This is a genomic window from Pseudolysobacter antarcticus (assembly GCF_004168365.1).
Classification (GTDB): Bacteria; Pseudomonadota; Gammaproteobacteria; order Xanthomonadales; family Rhodanobacteraceae; genus Pseudolysobacter; species Pseudolysobacter antarcticus.
This window is the reverse complement of the sequence record NZ_CP035704.1, coordinates 4077511-4093578: the sequence shown is the minus strand read 5'-3', so window position 1 is coordinate 4093578 and position 16068 is coordinate 4077511. Positions and strand designations below refer to the sequence as shown.

Here is a 16068-nt window from a genome sequence, read left to right as displayed (position 1 = left end):
CTGCGAGCTGCCACGGCAACGCAATCCGTGGCAAGCTCTGCACATGAGCAAATTTCGCCCGAACCCACGCGTGGATCGAAACCGAAATCGCCCGCCGACGAGGCCGGCGCGATGAGCATTGAATTACGCGGCATCCACAAGAATTTTCGTGGCTTCACCGCGCTCGATGGCATCGATCTGGATATTCGCGAAGGCGAATTTCTGGCCTTGCTCGGGCCGTCCGGTTCGGGCAAGACCACGTTGCTGCGCATACTCGCAGGGCTGGATTTCCCGGACAGCGGCAGCATGCTTGCGGACGGTCGCGATCTGTCGGCGATCAGCGTGCGCGAGCGCGGCGTCGGCCTGGTGTTTCAGCATTACGCATTGTTCCGCCACATGACCGTGTTCGAGAACGTCGCGTTCGGTTTGCGCGTGCGTGCGCGCCGCGAGCGACCGAGCAAAATCGAGATCACCAAGCGAGTCACCGAGTTGCTCGAAAGAGTGCAGCTTGCCGATCTCGCAAAACGCTTTCCGGCGCAGCTTTCCGGCGGTCAGCGGCAGCGTGTTGCGCTCGCGCGTGCACTCGCGGTCGAGCCGAAAATCCTGCTGCTCGACGAACCGTTCGGCGCGCTCGATGCACAAGTGCGCAAGGAGCTGCGACGCTGGCTGCGCCATCTGCACGAGGAGATGAAACTCACCAGCATTTTTGTCACCCACGATCAGGAAGAAGCGCTGGAATTGTCCGATCGTGTGGTCGTGATGAACCGCGGTCGCATCGAGCAGATCGACACGCCGGAACGTGTTTACGATGAACCGGCGACGCCGTTCGTCTACGAATTCATCGGCCGCGCCAATCGTTTTGAATGCCGCATCGAACACGGCGCCGTGCATGTCGGCAATGAAATTTTATGCAGCGATTCCAGTAGTAATTTGCCGGACGGTGCAGCACTCGCGTTCGTGCGTCCGCAACACTGGCGACTGCTCGCACCGATCGAACCCGGACTCGCTGCGACGATCAGCCACATTTACGCCGCGGGCAGCGTGTTCCGTATCGAATTGAAAATCGCCGCGTTCGCGCAAACCCTCGAAGCCGAATTGCCGCCAGCAGAGTTGCATCGACTTGCGCTGCAACAAGGCAGCAGCGTGAAGTTGCGACCGCAGGAACTGACGTTGTTTGCGGCGAATGATCAGCGCCATATTTTGCGGCCCACGTGATTCGGCGGTACGCCAGAATCGATTACATCTGCCGGAATAAATGCAAATAGCTGCGGCTCACCGGCAGCACTTCGCTGCGGCCTTTCAGATGAATATCGGCGGTCTCGTTGGCATCGCGCGTGACATGGCTGATCGCGCGCAGGTTGACGACGACGGCGCGATGCACCTGGGCGAACTGCGTGCTATCAAGTTGCGCAAGCAGGTCCTTCAGCGGCGTGCGGATCAGCCCCTCGTTCGGTTTTCCGTCGTCTGCGCGCCAAGCCACACGCGTATATTTTTCGTCGGAACGCAAATAATCGATGTCATTGATCGCGACCAGTCGCAGCGATTGACCGACCGAAACGCGCAGCCAGTTTAGTGACGCCGGCGTCGTGTTCTTGCGCAGCCGCGCGGCGAGTTGATCGAGCAGCGCATCGGTGTCGATCGATGGCGGCGAGGCGCGCAGGCGATCCTTGAGTCGTGCGACGGTATCGCTCAGGCGTGCGGACTCGACGGGTTTGACGAGATAGTCGAGCGCGCCGTGTTCAAACGCCTGCACGGCGTACGTGTCATAAGCGGTGACGAAAACCAGATGTGCGCGCCGGCCAATCAAGCGCGCGGCCTCGATGCCCGACACGCCCGGCATGTGCACGTCGAGAAAACAAATATCCGGCTGCTGCGCCTCGAACTGCTCGACTGCCTCCCGGCCATTGCGCGCCTGCGCGATCACGTTCAACTCGGGCCATTCCTGCGCGAGACCGCGCGCGAGCGCCTTGCGCAGCAGCGGTTCGTCATCGGCGATCAACGCGGTTGGACGTTGGCTTGTCAAGTTGCATTCCGTATCGCGGGGAAATCCAGTTCCGCGAACACGCCGTGCGGTTCGAGCGCCGACAAGCGCAGCTGCGCATCGCCGCCGAACGCAAGTTGCAAGCGTTCGCGCAAGTTCACCAATCCTGTGCCGAGGCTGTTGCCAACGGGCGCAAGACCGACGCCGGTATCGATCACGCTGGCGAGGCAACGGCCTTCGTGCACACGTACCCGAACTTCGACGCGGCCACCGTCTTCGGCCGGATCGATGCCGTGGCGCACAGCGTTTTCGACTAGCGTCAACAATGTCATCGGCGGGCAGAACAGCGGTAGCGCAGCATCGTCCGCGTGCAGCGTGAATTGCAGCCGATCAGGCATGCGCATATGCATGACTTCGAGATAGGCGCGCACGAGGTCGAGTTCCTGCGCGAGTGTCGATGCCGGTTCGTGCAGGCGCGGCACCGCGGCGCGCAGATACGCGATCAGGCTGTCGAGCACGCTGGATGCATGCGGCGATCTGGCATCGACGAGTTCGCGCACATTCGCCAGCGTGTTGAACAGGAAATGCGGCTCGATCTGCGCTTGCAGCAGACGCAGCCGCGCGTCGAGCGCCTGGCGCTCGAACTCGCTGCGCTCGAGATCAAAGGCCAGCGCTTGTCGCTCCGCCTCGCCTCTGATCTGGCGCAGCAGTGCCGCGACCACAATCCACGGCGCCGACAACAAACCGAGTACGGTCATGCCGCCGAATCCGCTCAGACGATCCGCATCGTGCCACCACGACGGCTGCAAGCCGATCGTCGTCAGCGAATACGCCGCGAACACCGCGAACGGCACCGCGAATGCCACCGCCAGAACTTGCAAAGCCCACCGCGCAAACCATGTCGGAAGACGCGCCGGCCAGACCTCGAAAAGTCCAAACGTCAGCAACAGCATCAGGCCGACAAAAAGGAAGCGGCCCCATAGCAGCGCGTACGAAAGTTTCCAGCCCGGCATCAGCAACACGCTGAGCAGCAGCGACGCAATCAGCGCGACCTTGACGCGACGCCAACTCAGGATTCGGGCGAAGCCTTTTGGATTGGTTTTGGCAGCGGTGGCAGGCATTGCATAACGATAGCAATGAACGTCGAGTTTTGCCCGCGCGAAACGTTGGAAGTCGGCCCGAATTCGATGAATGTTCGTATCGCCCCGGGTGGTTCGTCGGCACCGGTCGTCGTCGATAACCGCATAACCGTCGTTCGTCGCAAATCAGTTTTCCGTGTCTGCGCGTTCGACCAGAGTTACACGGCGCAACAGGCGCGGATGTGGCACGACAAGGCGAGCCTTCAATGACCAACCAGCGTTTGGATATTCCGGCAACGACGGCGATCAACGGCAAAAAACACACGGCACAAACCTTCGCCAGCATCGCGCTGAAAGCCGCTGTGGTTTTCTGGTTTGTCGTGGCCGCGATCGGCCAATTGATGTTCGTCTATTACTTGCTGTTTCTCTACGGCGCGGCTGCTGCGCGTGGCGACTGGCTGGTGCTGAACAAGGTCATGCCGCATGGCTACATACCCGGCGATAGCGCGGGCAACTTTGCTATCGTGATGCATATTTTTCTCGCGGTCATCATCGTTATCGGCGGGCTGATCCAGTTGATTCCGATGGTGCGGCAACGCGCACCGGCGTTGCATCGCTGGAACGGGCGCGTGTTTTTGCTAGCCGTCTGCACCACCAGCCTTGCCGGTTTGTACATGCTCTGGATTCGCGGCAGCGTCGGCGATTTGCCGCAGCATCTTGGCAGCACGTTCGGCGCATTGCTGATCTGGCTCTGCGCGATCATGGCGCTGCGCCATGCGCTCGCGCGGCAACTTGTCGTGCACCGCCGCTGGGCGCTGCGCCTGTATCTGGTCGCCAACGCCGTGTGGTTCTATCGCATCGGATTGATGTTCTGGATTCTGCTCAATCACGGCCCTGCCGGTTTTGATCCAGACACATTCACCGGCCCGACCTTGAGCGTTTTGTCGTTCGCCCAAACTCTGCTGCCGCTGGCCGTGCTCGAAGTCTATTTCGCGGTGCAGCGCCGCGATAACGCCGTGGTACGCATCGCCTTTGCAGCGGGATTGTTCGTGCTCACCGTGGCGATGGGCGTGGGAATTTTCGGCGCACTGATGGGCATGTGGCTGCCGAAGATGTAGTGATACGGCTATGTTGTGGGGCGCTCACGGTTCCTGCGTGTGGAATGTTTCATCGCGAATTATGCAGCTTGGTTTAATTCAATTATTAGCTCCGCGAAACCGCACTGGCTCTGGACCGCGGTGCCGCGAGCGAACGACAACAGTACCGGCGAGTTTGTCATGCCAGCCCTGTTTCTTTGGATCGAAAGCGATCCAGATGACTCCGAGAAACAGAGGAAGCATGGCGACGAAGTACGCAAGATAGCGACCAATCGACTGAGCTATGGAAAGACTTCGTCCTGTTTCTGCGTCCACGACACGCGCAGCAATAACCATCTTTCCAGGAGTGGCTTGCCTATACGACCAGAAAAGAATTACAGCAATAGCGGGGAATACCCAGGAAATAAGGAAATCTGCAGGCCCGGCAATTAATGATTTACTCTGAGCGGTGAAGTAGGACCATCCATAGATTGCGATCAAAAGTGGCCCGGTGATGAGCATGAGTATGATTGTATCGAGGATGCTCGCGCCGACGCGCGGCCAAAAGCCGACGTACTCAAGGTCTTGGTCCTGCATTGAACTCTCCTAAGGGGCTTGATGCTGGAGTTAGACATCCGAACGCTGAAACGTATACATGCGAACGGCGTCGTTGCCTTCCTCTGTCATATTCACAACGTGAAAGTGGTCATCACCAAGAAGCCAGATCTCGTGAGTGTTTAACAAGGAAGTGACATCGTTTGTCCACGCGAGGACATCTAAGAGGAACTTCTCATAGTCTATTGGCTTGCCGAATGGATTGCGTGCATGCAAAACATTTCCGCATCTGCCATGCACCTCAACGAGCTTATCTTTTGACAGAAAACGGTCAAACGGTAGATGACTGCGCACTCCTGAATCGTCAGGCTCGCTCGACCGAAATGGAATGGGATAGAACCTGGGGTTGAGCTTTTCTAGGTCTTTGATGATCTCGCCGGGGTGCCAGCGCTTTTCGAAGCGTATCGACTGTTTTTGGAACAACTCCTTGTTTGCTGCCAAAGAAGCAAGCGCGATTAGCTCAAGAACCATGCGGAGTTGCAGTGCTGCACATTCCACGCGCGGCGGTCCAGAAAGGCGAACGCGACCATCTGAGCAAGCGTTGATTGTGTCAACTCGACGTTTGATCTGCTCCATCGCTCTTACATATGGATGAGTATCCTTGATCTCCATTTGATGCCTAACGGCCGATATGAATTATCGCCGCAGTTCAAGAACTCACCCACCCACGCCGCCAAGCAAACACAGCAGCCTGCGTGCGATCATTCACGCCGAGTTTGCCGAGCAGATTGCTGACATGCGTCTTGACCGTTTTCTCGCCGATTTCCAAGCGCGTGGCGATCTGGATATTGCTCATGCCTTCGGCGATCAGCATGAGCACATCGCGCTCGCGCTGACTCAGGATATCGGCGAGTGCGGAACCGCCGCCGGCGGGATTACGTACCGCGCTGACCAAACGTGCGGCGATGCGCGGATGCAGCGTGGCTTCGCCACGCGCGGCCAGCCGCACTGCGGTGGCGAGGTCTTCGGCGGCGATGTCTTTCAGCAAATATGAAAGCGCGCCGGCCTGGATCGCTTCGAGCATGCGCGCGTCATCCTCGAACGAGGTGAGCACGATGATCGCGGTATTCGGACTGGTCTGTTTGATGCCGCGGGCGGCTTCGACACCACCGCCGGGCATGACCAGATCGACCAGCACGACGTCGGGTTTTTCGGCGGCGCATACTGCGATCGCGGTATCGGCATCACCGGCCTCGCCGACGATGTTGAGGTCCGGTTCGGTATCGAGAAAACTGCGGATGCCCTGGCGCACCAGAACATGATCGTCGACGATAACGACGCGGATCGCGCTGTGTTTTTTGATGGCGTTCATGGCACTCACTTGTTTTTCTCGCGCATGGTTTTTCACTGAATCGGCAAGTTCCAGCATACCGTGATCGTGGTGCCGCCGTCAGTGCTGCTCAATGCGAAACGACCGCCCGGCAATGCGGCGCTGCGTTCGCGCATATTGCGAATTCCCATGCCGGCGCTGCGTTCGGCGGCGCCACCGCGACCGTTGTCGACGATGCGAAGTATGAACTGACTTTCCTCGCGCTGCAGGCTCAGGCGGGCCTCGCTCGCATGACTGTGACGCCAGACGTTGGCCAACGCCTCGTCGATGATGCGCAACACGGCCTCGTCATGCGCGGCGGATACGTCGCGCGCATCGTCGACCAGCCGATGCAGGGCGATACCGCTGCGCCGCGCCCAGGCATCGCTGCGTTCGGCGATCTGCGCTTCGAGCGTAGCGGCGGCGTGAGCGGAATTTTCCGGCAGGCGCATTTCATCGAGGATCAGCATCAGTTCGCGCTGGATTTCCTCGGTGATGCGACGCGCTTCCTCGATGCGCGTGCGGTCGCCCGGGTCGGCGTGACGCGCCGCGGCGGCGAGTTGCATTTGCAGCGCAAAGGCTTTCTGTTTCACGGTGTCGTGCAGGTCGCGTCCGAGGCGCTGGCGTTCCTCAATGCTGGCGAGGCGCGCACGTGTCTGCACCAGCGCACGCAATTCGGAGGCCATGCGATTCAGGTCGCGCGCGAGTACGCCAAGTTCATCGGCGGATTGATCCTGGATGATTTCGGAAAAGTCGCCGCCACTCCACGCGTGCGCCGCGCTCGCGATCCGATTCAAGCGGCGCGTCACATAACGCGACAGGAACAACGCCGAGCCGAGGCCGAACAACAGCAGATACGCGATCAAAATCGGCCACTCGAAATTCCAGTCGAAACTCAAGCTGCGCCAAGGCACCGGCAAGCGCAATTCGAGCACCAGCACGCCGCGTAGAACATGGGCGGAATCGCGAATCGGTGCGGCGTAACGTCGCAACAGACGCGGCGAATCTTCGCTGACGATCAGGATTGGCGCATCGTTGGTCGACAAGTTTTTCCATAGCGGATCAGCAGACGCTGCGATCTGCGCCTGCCAACGACCATCGCGCGGCGCACTCGCGAGCAAGGCGCCGTTTGGATCGAGGATCGCCGCCGCCAGCGGTTGCGCCGCGAGCTCGGTCATGATGAACGAAGGCTCATTGCCGAGGCGATCGCGTGGGCGTTCCAGATGCAACAAGAACGATTCGAGCGCGTGCTCCAGCGAGCGCGCGGAGGGCGTGTTGGCCGTATCAAAATCCTGGCTGAGGTCGAGCGTTTCGGCGCTCATGCTGGTTATCAGGCTGCCGCGCGCAATTTCATCCTTGAGCTCGCTGAATTCGCTGAGCAGCAAGGTCCATTTCACTAGCACCAGCGCGATCAGCGCGAGCACCGCGTAGAACAACGCGAGTCGCGTCATCAAGCCGCGCGGTGAAAAACGCAGGCGATTCATCGGCTGGGTCGCGCTACTTGCCGGCGCTGCATGTGAACCGTGATGCAGTCGCATGCACCAAGGTGGAATTGATCGAGCGGGTTCGACATGGTAATTCTCGATGCAGTCGCAGCGGTCTGTCGGGCGCTCAGTTTATCGTACTGCCGTGGCGCCGATGCATCGGGTTTTCCGCCGCTCGGAATGAGCGCGCCGCACCAGACAAAATACGAGCACAGTGAGGCATATGTCAGCTTCGGAAAAATCTTCGTCGCCGCTTGTCGCGCCGCCCGCGTCGGTGCCGCCGCCGTCATCCGCAGACTCCGCCAACAGCATCGCGGCGATCAGTTTTGTCGTGCTGTGGAGCACGGGTTATCTCGCCGGCAAACTCGCGCTCGCGCATGGCGCACCGTTCACCTTGCTGGTGGTGCGTTTCGGTTCGGCGGCGCTGATCTTTGCCGTGCTTGCGCTGGTCGCGCGACTGCCGTGGCCATCGTTGCGCGAGACATTGCACAGCGCCGTGGTCGGATTGTTTTCGCTAGCGCTGCAATTCGGCGGCGTGTATGCCGGCATCAAACTCGGCGCGAGCGCGGGCGCCGCGGCGCTGGTGATCGGCATCATGCCGCTCGGCGTGGCGTTGCTCGCGCGTGCGCTCGGCGATCCGGTGAGCAAGGCACAATGGTTCGGATTTGTGCTCGGTCTCGGCGGCGTGTTGCTGGTGGTCGCCGACCACGTCGATTCGGCGAACGTCGGCAGCATGGCGTATGTCGCGCTGGCGATCGGATTGTTCGGCATCTGCATCGGCACGCTGTATCAGAAACGGCACGGCTCGAACGTGGATTTGCGCATCGGTCTGTGCATTCAGCATGTTGTCGCGGTGCTGTTGTTGCTGCCGTTGGCGTGGTGGTGGGAGCATTTCGAGTTCGATGGCAGCGCTGCATTTTATCTGGCCAGCGCGTGGCTTGTGCTGGTCAATTCGGTGGCGACGTTTGCGTTGTTGTTCGTGCTGTTGCGACGTGGTGCGGCGACGGCGGTGGCGGCGTTGTTTTACCTCGTGCCACCGGTCACTGCGGTGATGAGTTTTGTGTTGCTCGGCGAGCACATGTCGCTGCTCAAGCTCGCGGGATTTGCGCTCGCAGCCGTCGGCGTTTATCTAGGCACCAGACGCTGAATATTTTCAGCGCCAAATAGTTTTATCGACCCCACCAAGCGCCCGGAAAATACACGCCCGGTGCCGGTCGCTCGCGGAAAACTTCGTGACGGAAACGGAACAACTCCGCCGGCCTGCCACCCGTGGCGTGATCGAGTTGTCCGGTGCCTTCGACCAAACCTGCACTTTCGACGAGGCGGCGGAAATTCTGTTTGTGCAGGCGATTGCCGGCCAGCGCCTCGACCACGTGCAAAAGCTGCAGCAAGGTAAAACTTGCCGGCAGCAATTCGAATACCACCGGGCGATATTTGATCTTGCCGCGCAAGCGACCGAGCGCAGTCGCCAGAATGCGCCGATGATCGAGCGCCATGCCGCGCCCAACCGCTGCGGCGGGCAATTCCTGCGCGGCGATATTTTCGCGCGCGGCCTCGATCACGATGCCGGCTTCCCACAATAATTCGTAGCGTTCCAGCGTGCGTTCGGGATCCCACGGCGCGGATTCCAAGCCGAACGTCAGGTCGACTCTTTCGCGGCGACGTTTGTCGCGTCCGGCCCAGCGATGCAGCGCTGGCGCGAGTGCCGCATCGATCAGCGCCGGCCGGCCGCGACGCCAATCTTCCCACGGCAAATACGCGTAACAATCCTGCCAGTGCGCGGCAAAACCATCGGGCAAGGCGTGTTCGCGCACGAGTGCGATGTAGGCGCTGGAAATCACGCGCGGGCCGCCCGCGCGTTCGCACGGATCGCGATAGCGATCGCCGAATGTATAAAGTTGCTCGACGTAACCGAGCTGGAATCCACTCTGCTCGGCGACTCTTTCGCGCACGCCACGCTCAAGCGTGAGATGGGTTTCCAGATCCAGCGGCCCACTCGGCAATGCATCCGCAGCGCTCGCATCGCGCACGCTGAGCACGCGCGGAATTTGCGCTGTTACGGCGATGATGACGGCGTCGAGACGCAGCAGGATGGCTTCGGGCATGGCGAGAGGATAACGGTTTCCGCACATGCCACGCAGCACGAGAATCGTCGTGAGCCGCACGTGTCTCTGCCCATGTGACACCGCGCCAGATAGAATCGGGTTTTTCCATTGCAAGGTTGGGCCAGCCATGACGCGCAAAATCATTCATTCCGATCACGCCCCGAAAGCTATCGGCCCGTATTCACAGGCGGTGCGCTGCGGCAACACCGTGTATCTGTCGGGGCAGACGCCGATCGATCCGGCCACCGGCAAACTTGTCGAGGGTTCGATCGAGGTACAGACCACGCGCATTTTCGAAAATCTGAAAGCCGTGGTAAGCGCCGCCGGCGGTTCGTTCGAGCAGATCGCAAGAGTCGGAATTTATCTGACCGACCTGGCCAATTTCGCCGAAGTGAACAAGGTCATGGCGAGCTATTTCAGCGAACCGTATCCGGCGCGCTCGACGATTGGCGTATCGCAGTTGCCGCTAGGTTCGCAGGTCGAGATCGATGCGATTCTGGTGCTGGATCAGGCCTGATCGCCGCCGAAATTCTCGCGCGAAACTGCCGTGGCGGTGACGAAAAAAACCAGCGTGGTTGCCGCTGCGGGTGGCGATCCCGGGTTGCTGCCGGTAGCCAGCGTGTCCGGCGTTGGCCCGGCGCTGCAGGCGACGCTGGCGAAACTCGGCATCGAGCGGCTGCAGGATTTGTGGTTCCATCTGCCGCTGCGGTACGAAGATAAAACCCGCATCACCGCGATCGCGGATCTGCGCCCGGGTGACCAGGCGCAGATCGAAGGCCGGGTCGATGCGGTCGAGCGCGGATTTCGTTTTCGTCCGCAGTTGCGCGTGGCGATCAGCGATGGATCCAACCAGACCTTGGTGCTGCGATTTTTTCATTTTCGTGGTTCCCAAGCCGACCAGCTCAAACCCGGTACGCGCATTCGTTGTTACGGCGAAGTGCGGCATGGCGCGCAGGGTTTCGAGATCGTGCATCCGCAATACGAGCGCCTGCTCGACGATGCTATCAGTGTGGTCGAGGATCGTCTCACGCCGATTTATCCGACCACCGAAGGCTTGGGTCACAAACGCCTCGCCGGCGTGATCGAACGCGCGCTGAAATTATTGCCGGATGCGGCGAGTCTCGAATTGATTCCGTCGGAGTTGTGCGCGAAATATCGGCTTGGATCGTTGCGCGATGCGTTGCTGTTTGTGCATCGGCCACCGCCGCAAGCGAATCTCGCGCAGATCGCGATCGGCGAACATCCGGCGCAACAACGCCTCGCGTTCGAGGAATTGCTCACGCATCACCTGAGCCTGAAACGCTTGCGCGCGCAGATTCGCGAGCGTCGGGCGCCGGTATTGCGTGGCGGCGGCGAACAACGCGGCGCGTTTATTGCGCAATTGCCGTTCGCTTTGACCGGTGCGCAACAGCGTGTGCTCGATGAAATTGCGCGTGATTTGGCCAGTGCAAAACCGATGTTGCGACTGGTGCAGGGCGATGTCGGATCGGGCAAGACCGTGGTCGCCGCGTTGGCCGCGCTGCATGCGATCGAAGCCGGCGCACAAGTGGCTTTGGTGGCGCCGACCGAGTTGCTCGCCGAGCAACATCTGCGCAGCTTTTTGCAATGGTTCGAACCGCTCGGCATCAAGGTGATCTGGCTGGCGGGCAAGGTGCAGGGCCGCGCGCGACGCACTGCCCTCGACGCATTGAAGACCGATGCCGACATCGTGATCGGCACGCACGCACTCATGCAGGAAGGTGTCGAGTTTCGCCATCTCGGCCTCGCCATCATCGACGAGCAACATCGCTTCGGCGTGCATCAACGCATGGCATTGCGCGACAAAGGGCGAACCGGTGACGGCATTCCGCATCAGCTCGTGCTGACCGCGACGCCGATTCCGCGCACCTTGGCGATGACTGCATATGCCGATTTGGATGTGTCGGTGATCGACGAATTGCCGCCCGGGCGCACGCCGGTGACGACGGTCGCGATCAGCAATGCGCGGCGCGGCGAAATCGTCGAGCGTATTCGCGCCGCGTGCGCGTTAGGCCGGCAAGCGTACTGGGTTTGCACCTTGATCGAAGAGTCGGATGTGCTCGAAGCGCAGGCTGCCGAAGTGAGCCATGCCGAACTCACCGCGGCGTTGCCGGAGCTGCGTATCGGGCTGGTACACGGGCGCCTCAAACCCGCCGAAAAACAAGCGGTGATGGCGGCGTTCAAGAACGGCGAACTCGCGTTGCTGATCGCGACTACGGTGATCGAAGTCGGCGTGGATGTGCCGAATGCGAGCCTGATGGTGATCGAAAATGCCGAGCGTCTCGGGCTGTCGCAACTGCATCAATTGCGCGGTCGGGTCGGTCGCGGCAGTCAGGCATCGAGCTGTGTATTGCTGTATCAAATGCCGCTGTCGGGCACCGCGCGGCAACGGCTCGAAGTGATGCGCGAAACCACCGACGGATTTCGCATCGCCGAGAAAGATCTGGAGTTGCGCGGCCCCGGCGAATTGCTCGGTACGCGTCAGACCGGGCGCATCGGATTTCGTATCGCCGATCTGTTGCGCGATGCAAAACTATTGCCGGCAGTGCAGGAAGTCGGTGCGGTATTGCTGGAAAAATATCCGCAGCAGGCCGAGCGTTTGATCACACGCTGGGTCGGCGGCGCCGCGCGTTACGCTGGGACGTGATGATGCGAGTGCTGGCACGTTTGCGCTCCGGTCTGGCCGCGCTGCAATGGCGCGATTTTGCGCTGGCGTATGCACGATGCCCATTCTGCGGGCCGAGTATTTTTGTGCGCATCAACCGCGATGAAACCGGCGTGCGTTGCCTGCGTTGTGCGGCTAGCGCGGTGCATATCGCGATGGGCTGGGCATTGTCTGCGCAGTGTCTCGATCTTGCCCAAAGTGACGCCTGCGAATTTTCCGCGCGCGGCCCGCTCGTGGCGTATTTGCAGCGGTGTGCGCGCAGTTTGAAAGTCTCCGAATATTTTGCTGATCTGGCATCAGGCCAGATGCGCGATGGCGTCTATTTCGAGGACATGCAGCGCCTGAGTTATGCCGATGCGAGTTTCGACCTGATCACGCACACCGAAGTGCTGGAGCACGTGCCGGACGATACGCTGGCCTTGGCCGAACTGCATCGTGTGCTGCGTCCGGGCGGGTATCTGCTGTTCACGGTTCCGCTATTCGACAGCGAGAACACCGTCGAGCGCGCGTATTTGCGCGATGGTGCGATCGAACATTTGCTGGCGCCGAGTTACCATCGCGATCCGCTGCGCGGCGGTGAAGGCATACTCGCGTTTCGCGATTACGGTCGCGATATTCTCGCGCGTTTGCGCGCTGTCGGTTTTGCCGCGCCTAGCTTGTATGTCGCGCCACAAAAAATTCCGTGGATCAGCCATTCGCGCATCGTCGTGATCGCACAAAAATAAATCCGTACCGCGTTACTGCTTGAGGAAATCAAAACGATGACACGTCAAAAACTCCTGATTGATACCGACCCCGGCGTCGACGATGCACTCGCCATTCTGATGGCGCACGCGCACGCCGATGTGGTCGGCCTGAGCATCGCCGCGGGCAACGTCGGCCTGAATCACACTGTGGCAAATGGGCTCAAGCTGGTCGAAGTGATCGGTGCCGATACACCGGTATTTGCGGGCTGCGCATCGCCGCTGGTTTTGCCGGCGGAAGATGCGGCGTTCGTGCACGGCCTTGATGGTTTTGGCGATACCGTTTACACCGCTGCATCGAGTCGTGCGAGCAGCGAGCACGCGGCGTTGGCGATCCTGCGTTTGTCGCATGAGCATGCCGGTGAGTTGACTCTCGTGGCGCTCGCGCCGCTGACCAATCTTGCGCTCGCCTTGCGTCTCGATCCGACCTTGCCGACGCGCGTCGCACGCCTCGTCATCATGGGCGGCGCGGTGACCGGGCGTGGCAATACGCGTTTGATTCCGGCCGAGTTCAATATCGCTTTTGATCCCGAAGCCGCGCACATCGTGTTCTCGGAATGGCCGCAGTTCACGCTGGTCGACTGGGAAGCGACGATGGCGCACGGCATCGATTTCTCTCGCTGGAATGCGCTGCTGGCGGGCACGGACAAACGCGCGATTTTTTATCGCAGCATTTCGCACAAGACCCTGCTGTTTGCGCAAGGCGAAAGACGCGAAAAAATGCTCACTGCCGACGCTCTGGCGATGGCCGTGGCACTCGATCCGGGCATCGTCACGAAAGTCGAGCGGCGTTATGTCGCGATTGAATTGCAGGGCGCGCTCACGCGCGGCGCAACCGTGGTCGATTGGGAGCAACGCGGCGGCAATACACCGAATGCGGATATCGTGTTGGCGGTGGATCAGACGCGGTTCGAGGCGATGCTGGCGACGGCGCTTGGGCGAAGCGATGCTTGAGGTGTATTGAAGCACACCCCAGCCATCGCTGAGGGTGAGCAGGGTAGCGAGCAGTAGTGCGCGCCACGGACGGCTATTTTGCGATCGTATTGCCCTTCAGATAGCGATCGAACCAGGCGACCGTGCGCTGCAGCGCGTCGATCAAGTTTTCGCGCTTGTCAAAGCCGTGACCTTCGTCAGCATAGTAATGCACATCCACTGTGCCGCCCTGCGCCTTGATCCTGGCGACGACTTGCTCGGCTTCCTCTTTCGGTACGCGGATGTCGTTCTCGCCCTGCAGCACCAGCATTGGCGAGCGGATTTGCTTGATGAACGTGATCGGCGACGTGGCATCGTAGATTTTCTTGTCCTTGACCGGATCACCGAGCAGCAATTTGAGGACTTGGCTCAAGGCGGGGTCTGAGTGCTCGCTCATCGTAAACCAGCTGATGATGCCGTATTGTTCGACGCCCGCAGCCCACACGTCTGGCGTCTTCGCCAGCGCCATCAACGTCATGTAGCCGCCATAGGAACCTCCGGTCATGCCGATTTTCTGTGCATCTACATAACCGCTCGCGATGAGGAATTTTGCTGCATAGACTTCGTCCTGCAGATCGCCGCCGCCGAGGTCTTTGAGGTTGGCTTGCTGGAACGCCATACCGTAACCGGTAGAACCGCGCACGTTCGGCGCGATGCAGACATAGCCGCGCGATGCGAGTGCGGTGGCGGTGCGGTTGAAACTGTCGACCGTTTGGTCGGGCGGACCGCCGTGTGGCAGGACCACGCCGGGCGCATGGGCGTCGCGCGCCAGGTTGAATGGCAGCCAGACGAAGGCGCTGATCAGCGTGCCGTCGAAGCTCTTGTAGTGCACCAGTTGTGCGGTCGGTAGCGCCGCGGAATCGAGGCTGGCGAGGGCGGAGTACGTCAGTTGCGTCGCTTTGCCGTCGTGGCCGACGATCCAGTAGGCAGACGGCGTATTACTCGCCTGATGTTTTAGCAGCAAACGTCCATCGCTGGCAAAACTGCGGCCATCGGCGGTGTTCAGGCCGGATGGCAAATCCACTTTTTCACTTTTTCCATTAGCGATATTGTATAAAAATATATCGGTGCGCCCATCGGCGTTCAGCTTCCAGGACAATTGCTTGCCGTCCGGGGAAAATTCGCCGGACTCGGTTTCCCACGGACTTGGTTCGAGCCAGCGATAGTTGCGTTTGGCGATATCGAACAGCGCAGCCTCGTTGCGCCCGCTGCGTGCATTCGAAGTCAGCGCCAGCCATTTGCCATCGGGCGACACCGCACTCACCCCGATCAGCGCATGGCCCTTGTGCGGCGTTAGTTCCTCGGCCTTGGCCGTGGCGAAATCGATGCGCCACGCACTGGCGTCGGTGAAATCAGCGTTGATGCGATTCGCGTAGATGAAATGGCCATCGTTGCTCCATTCGACGAGTTGCCAAAGGTGGTCAGCCGTTGCCTCGTGCGTAAGTTCACGCACTTTGCGCGTGGCCCAGTCGAATACCGCGATGTCGGTCGCCGTAGCGGTTTTTGGTTTGCGTTCGAACGCGAGCGATTTGCCGTCCGCCGACCAGCGGGCTGAAGCTTCGGAGATGTCGTCGCTGTTGGTCAGATCAACGACTGCGCCGCCATTGGCTGGTACCGCGTAGAGATCGAAGATTTCGCCGCCACCATGATCGGATTGGAACGCAATCCACTTGCCGTCGGGCGACCAGACTGCGCCAGTCTGTGAATCGTCGGATTGCGCCAATTGGATCGGCCAGCTACCAGCCGCCGACACTCTCCACAAGTTGTAGCGACCGGTGAGATTGGTCGAGACGACAACCTGCTTGCCGTCCGGCGACCACGCCGCGCCGGCATTGCCGCGCGCGAAAAACAGATCGGCGATTGGCACCGGCCCGGCTTGCGGATTGGCGAGCGAGGTAAGCGAGTGCGGATCCGTGAATGCGCGTTCCGGCGCCGGCACGGCGGCGAGCGCACATAGTGGCGGGACAAGCAGCAGCAGCGAGAAGTAGCGCATGTCGAGCTCCGTCGGCGTGTGGCACGAACATTAGCACGAGACTGCGCAA

16 protein-coding genes are annotated in these 16068 nt (G+C 60.4%); 8 read left to right on the top strand and 8 right to left on the bottom strand.

All coding sequences use genetic code 11. From position 1 onward, the window contains the following. Window positions 1-111: 111 nt before the first annotated feature. The gene (locus ELE36_RS17515; protein ID WP_129836979.1) at window positions 112-1194 is read left to right on the top strand and encodes a sulfate/molybdate ABC transporter ATP-binding protein; all 1083 of its coding nucleotides are present in this window, start codon (window positions 112-114) and stop codon (window positions 1192-1194) included. 22 nt (window positions 1195-1216) lie between these two features. Here the strand turns inward: ELE36_RS17515 and ELE36_RS17510 are convergent, their stop codons facing one another. Together ELE36_RS17510 and ELE36_RS17505 are read right to left on the bottom strand one after the other, a co-directional pair. Further along, window positions 1217-2002, bottom strand: coding sequence for a LytR/AlgR family response regulator transcription factor (locus tag ELE36_RS17510; RefSeq protein WP_129835581.1), 786 nt, complete (start codon window positions 2000-2002; stop codon window positions 1217-1219). Then, entirely contained in the window at window positions 1999-3081 is a 1083-nt protein-coding gene (locus ELE36_RS17505) for a sensor histidine kinase (RefSeq protein WP_207215806.1), read from the bottom strand. The genes ELE36_RS17510 and ELE36_RS17505 overlap by 4 nt, the downstream gene beginning before the upstream one ends. A 15-nt stretch (window positions 3082-3096) precedes the next feature. On the opposite strand from ELE36_RS17505, the gene ELE36_RS20425 reads away from it, so the two are divergent. Together ELE36_RS20425 and ELE36_RS17500 are read left to right on the top strand one after the other, a co-directional pair. After that, on the top strand, window positions 3097-3309 hold the full coding sequence (locus ELE36_RS20425; protein ID WP_165371677.1) for a hypothetical protein: 213 nt from the start codon (window positions 3097-3099) through the stop codon (window positions 3307-3309). Further along, entirely contained in the window at window positions 3306-4157 is an 852-nt protein-coding gene (locus ELE36_RS17500; RefSeq protein ID WP_129835579.1) for a DUF2306 domain-containing protein, read from the top strand. The genes ELE36_RS20425 and ELE36_RS17500 overlap by 4 nt, the downstream gene beginning before the upstream one ends. A 78-nt stretch (window positions 4158-4235) precedes the next feature. Here ELE36_RS17500 and ELE36_RS17495 read toward each other — a convergent pair whose 3' ends face one another. Genes ELE36_RS17495 through ELE36_RS17480 form a run of 4 tightly spaced genes read right to left on the bottom strand, consistent with a single transcriptional unit; the run spans window position 4236 to window position 7523 of the window. Beyond that, window positions 4236-4712, bottom strand: a complete 477-nt coding sequence (locus ELE36_RS17495) for an RDD family protein (RefSeq protein ID WP_129835577.1) — start codon at window positions 4710-4712, stop codon at window positions 4236-4238. Between the two features lie 30 nt (window positions 4713-4742). Next, entirely contained in the window at window positions 4743-5342 is a 600-nt protein-coding gene (locus tag ELE36_RS17490; protein ID WP_129835575.1) for a hypothetical protein, read from the bottom strand. Between the two features lie 37 nt (window positions 5343-5379). Further along, window positions 5380-6042, bottom strand: coding sequence for a response regulator (locus ELE36_RS17485; RefSeq protein WP_129835573.1), 663 nt, complete (start codon window positions 6040-6042; stop codon window positions 5380-5382). A gap of 32 nt (window positions 6043-6074) precedes the next feature. After that, on the bottom strand, window positions 6075-7523 hold the full coding sequence (locus ELE36_RS17480) for a sensor histidine kinase (protein WP_165371676.1): 1449 nt from the start codon (window positions 7521-7523) through the stop codon (window positions 6075-6077). Window positions 7524-7746: 223 nt separating this feature from the next. Here ELE36_RS17480 and ELE36_RS17475 point away from each other — a divergent pair, with 223 nt between their 5' ends. Beyond that, window positions 7747-8670 carry a DMT family transporter gene (locus tag ELE36_RS17475; RefSeq protein WP_129835569.1) on the top strand — a complete coding sequence of 308 codons (924 nt, stop codon included), beginning with the start codon at window positions 7747-7749 and terminating at the stop codon, window positions 8668-8670. Between the two features lie 22 nt (window positions 8671-8692). On the opposite strand, the gene ELE36_RS17470 is transcribed toward ELE36_RS17475, so the two are convergent. After that, window positions 8693-9628 (bottom strand): NUDIX hydrolase, encoded by a 936-nt coding sequence (locus tag ELE36_RS17470; RefSeq protein WP_129835567.1) that lies wholly within the window; start codon window positions 9626-9628, stop codon window positions 8693-8695. 127 nt (window positions 9629-9755) lie between these two features. On the opposite strand from ELE36_RS17470, the gene ELE36_RS17465 reads away from it, so the two are divergent. From ELE36_RS17465 to ELE36_RS17450, 4 genes are read left to right on the top strand one after another with little or no spacing between them, the layout of a single operon-like run. After that, window positions 9756-10145, top strand: coding sequence for a RidA family protein (locus tag ELE36_RS17465; protein ID WP_129835565.1), 390 nt, complete (start codon window positions 9756-9758; stop codon window positions 10143-10145). 36 nt (window positions 10146-10181) lie between these two features. Next, window positions 10182-12293, top strand: a complete 2112-nt coding sequence (recG, locus tag ELE36_RS17460; protein WP_242512452.1) for an ATP-dependent DNA helicase RecG — start codon at window positions 10182-10184, stop codon at window positions 12291-12293. A 2-nt stretch (window positions 12294-12295) separates the two neighbouring features. After that, window positions 12296-13036 carry a class I SAM-dependent methyltransferase gene (locus ELE36_RS17455; RefSeq protein ID WP_165371675.1) on the top strand — a complete coding sequence of 247 codons (741 nt, stop codon included), beginning with the start codon at window positions 12296-12298 and terminating at the stop codon, window positions 13034-13036. A gap of 36 nt (window positions 13037-13072) precedes the next feature. After that, on the top strand, window positions 13073-14008 hold the full coding sequence (locus ELE36_RS17450; RefSeq protein WP_129835561.1) for a nucleoside hydrolase: 936 nt from the start codon (window positions 13073-13075) through the stop codon (window positions 14006-14008). Between the two features lie 73 nt (window positions 14009-14081). On the opposite strand, the gene ELE36_RS17445 is transcribed toward ELE36_RS17450, so the two are convergent. Beyond that, window positions 14082-16019, bottom strand: a complete 1938-nt coding sequence (locus tag ELE36_RS17445) for a S9 family peptidase (protein WP_129835559.1) — start codon at window positions 16017-16019, stop codon at window positions 14082-14084. Window positions 16020-16068 lie beyond the last annotated feature (49 nt).

Bases quoted from the DNA above. Each gene is read 5' to 3' on its own strand.
- ELE36_RS17490 (WP_129835575.1), bottom strand. From the start codon at position 5,342: ATGGAGATCAAGGATACTCATCCATATGTAAGAGCGATGGAGCAGATC.
- ELE36_RS17500 (WP_129835579.1), top strand. From the start codon at position 3,306: ATGACCAACCAGCGTTTGGATATTCCGGCAACGACGGCGATCAACGGC.
- ELE36_RS17485 (WP_129835573.1), bottom strand. From the start codon at position 6,042: ATGAACGCCATCAAAAAACACAGCGCGATCCGCGTCGTTATCGTCGAC.
- ELE36_RS17455 (WP_165371675.1), top strand. From the start codon at position 12,296: ATGCGAGTGCTGGCACGTTTGCGCTCCGGTCTGGCCGCGCTGCAATGG.
- ELE36_RS17470 (WP_129835567.1), bottom strand. From the start codon at position 9,628: ATGCCCGAAGCCATCCTGCTGCGTCTCGACGCCGTCATCATCGCCGTA.
- ELE36_RS17515 (WP_129836979.1), top strand. From the start codon at position 112: ATGAGCATTGAATTACGCGGCATCCACAAGAATTTTCGTGGCTTCACC.
- ELE36_RS17465 (WP_129835565.1), top strand. From the start codon at position 9,756: ATGACGCGCAAAATCATTCATTCCGATCACGCCCCGAAAGCTATCGGC.
- ELE36_RS17445 (WP_129835559.1), bottom strand. From the start codon at position 16,019: ATGCGCTACTTCTCGCTGCTGCTGCTTGTCCCGCCACTATGTGCGCTC.
- ELE36_RS17505 (WP_207215806.1), bottom strand. From the start codon at position 3,081: ATGCCTGCCACCGCTGCCAAAACCAATCCAAAAGGCTTCGCCCGAATC.
- ELE36_RS17450 (WP_129835561.1), top strand. From the start codon at position 13,073: ATGACACGTCAAAAACTCCTGATTGATACCGACCCCGGCGTCGACGAT.
- ELE36_RS17475 (WP_129835569.1), top strand. From the start codon at position 7,747: ATGTCAGCTTCGGAAAAATCTTCGTCGCCGCTTGTCGCGCCGCCCGCG.
- ELE36_RS20425 (WP_165371677.1), top strand. From the start codon at position 3,097: ATGAACGTCGAGTTTTGCCCGCGCGAAACGTTGGAAGTCGGCCCGAAT.
- ELE36_RS17480 (WP_165371676.1), bottom strand. From the start codon at position 7,523: ATGAATCGCCTGCGTTTTTCACCGCGCGGCTTGATGACGCGACTCGCG.
- ELE36_RS17495 (WP_129835577.1), bottom strand. From the start codon at position 4,712: ATGCAGGACCAAGACCTTGAGTACGTCGGCTTTTGGCCGCGCGTCGGC.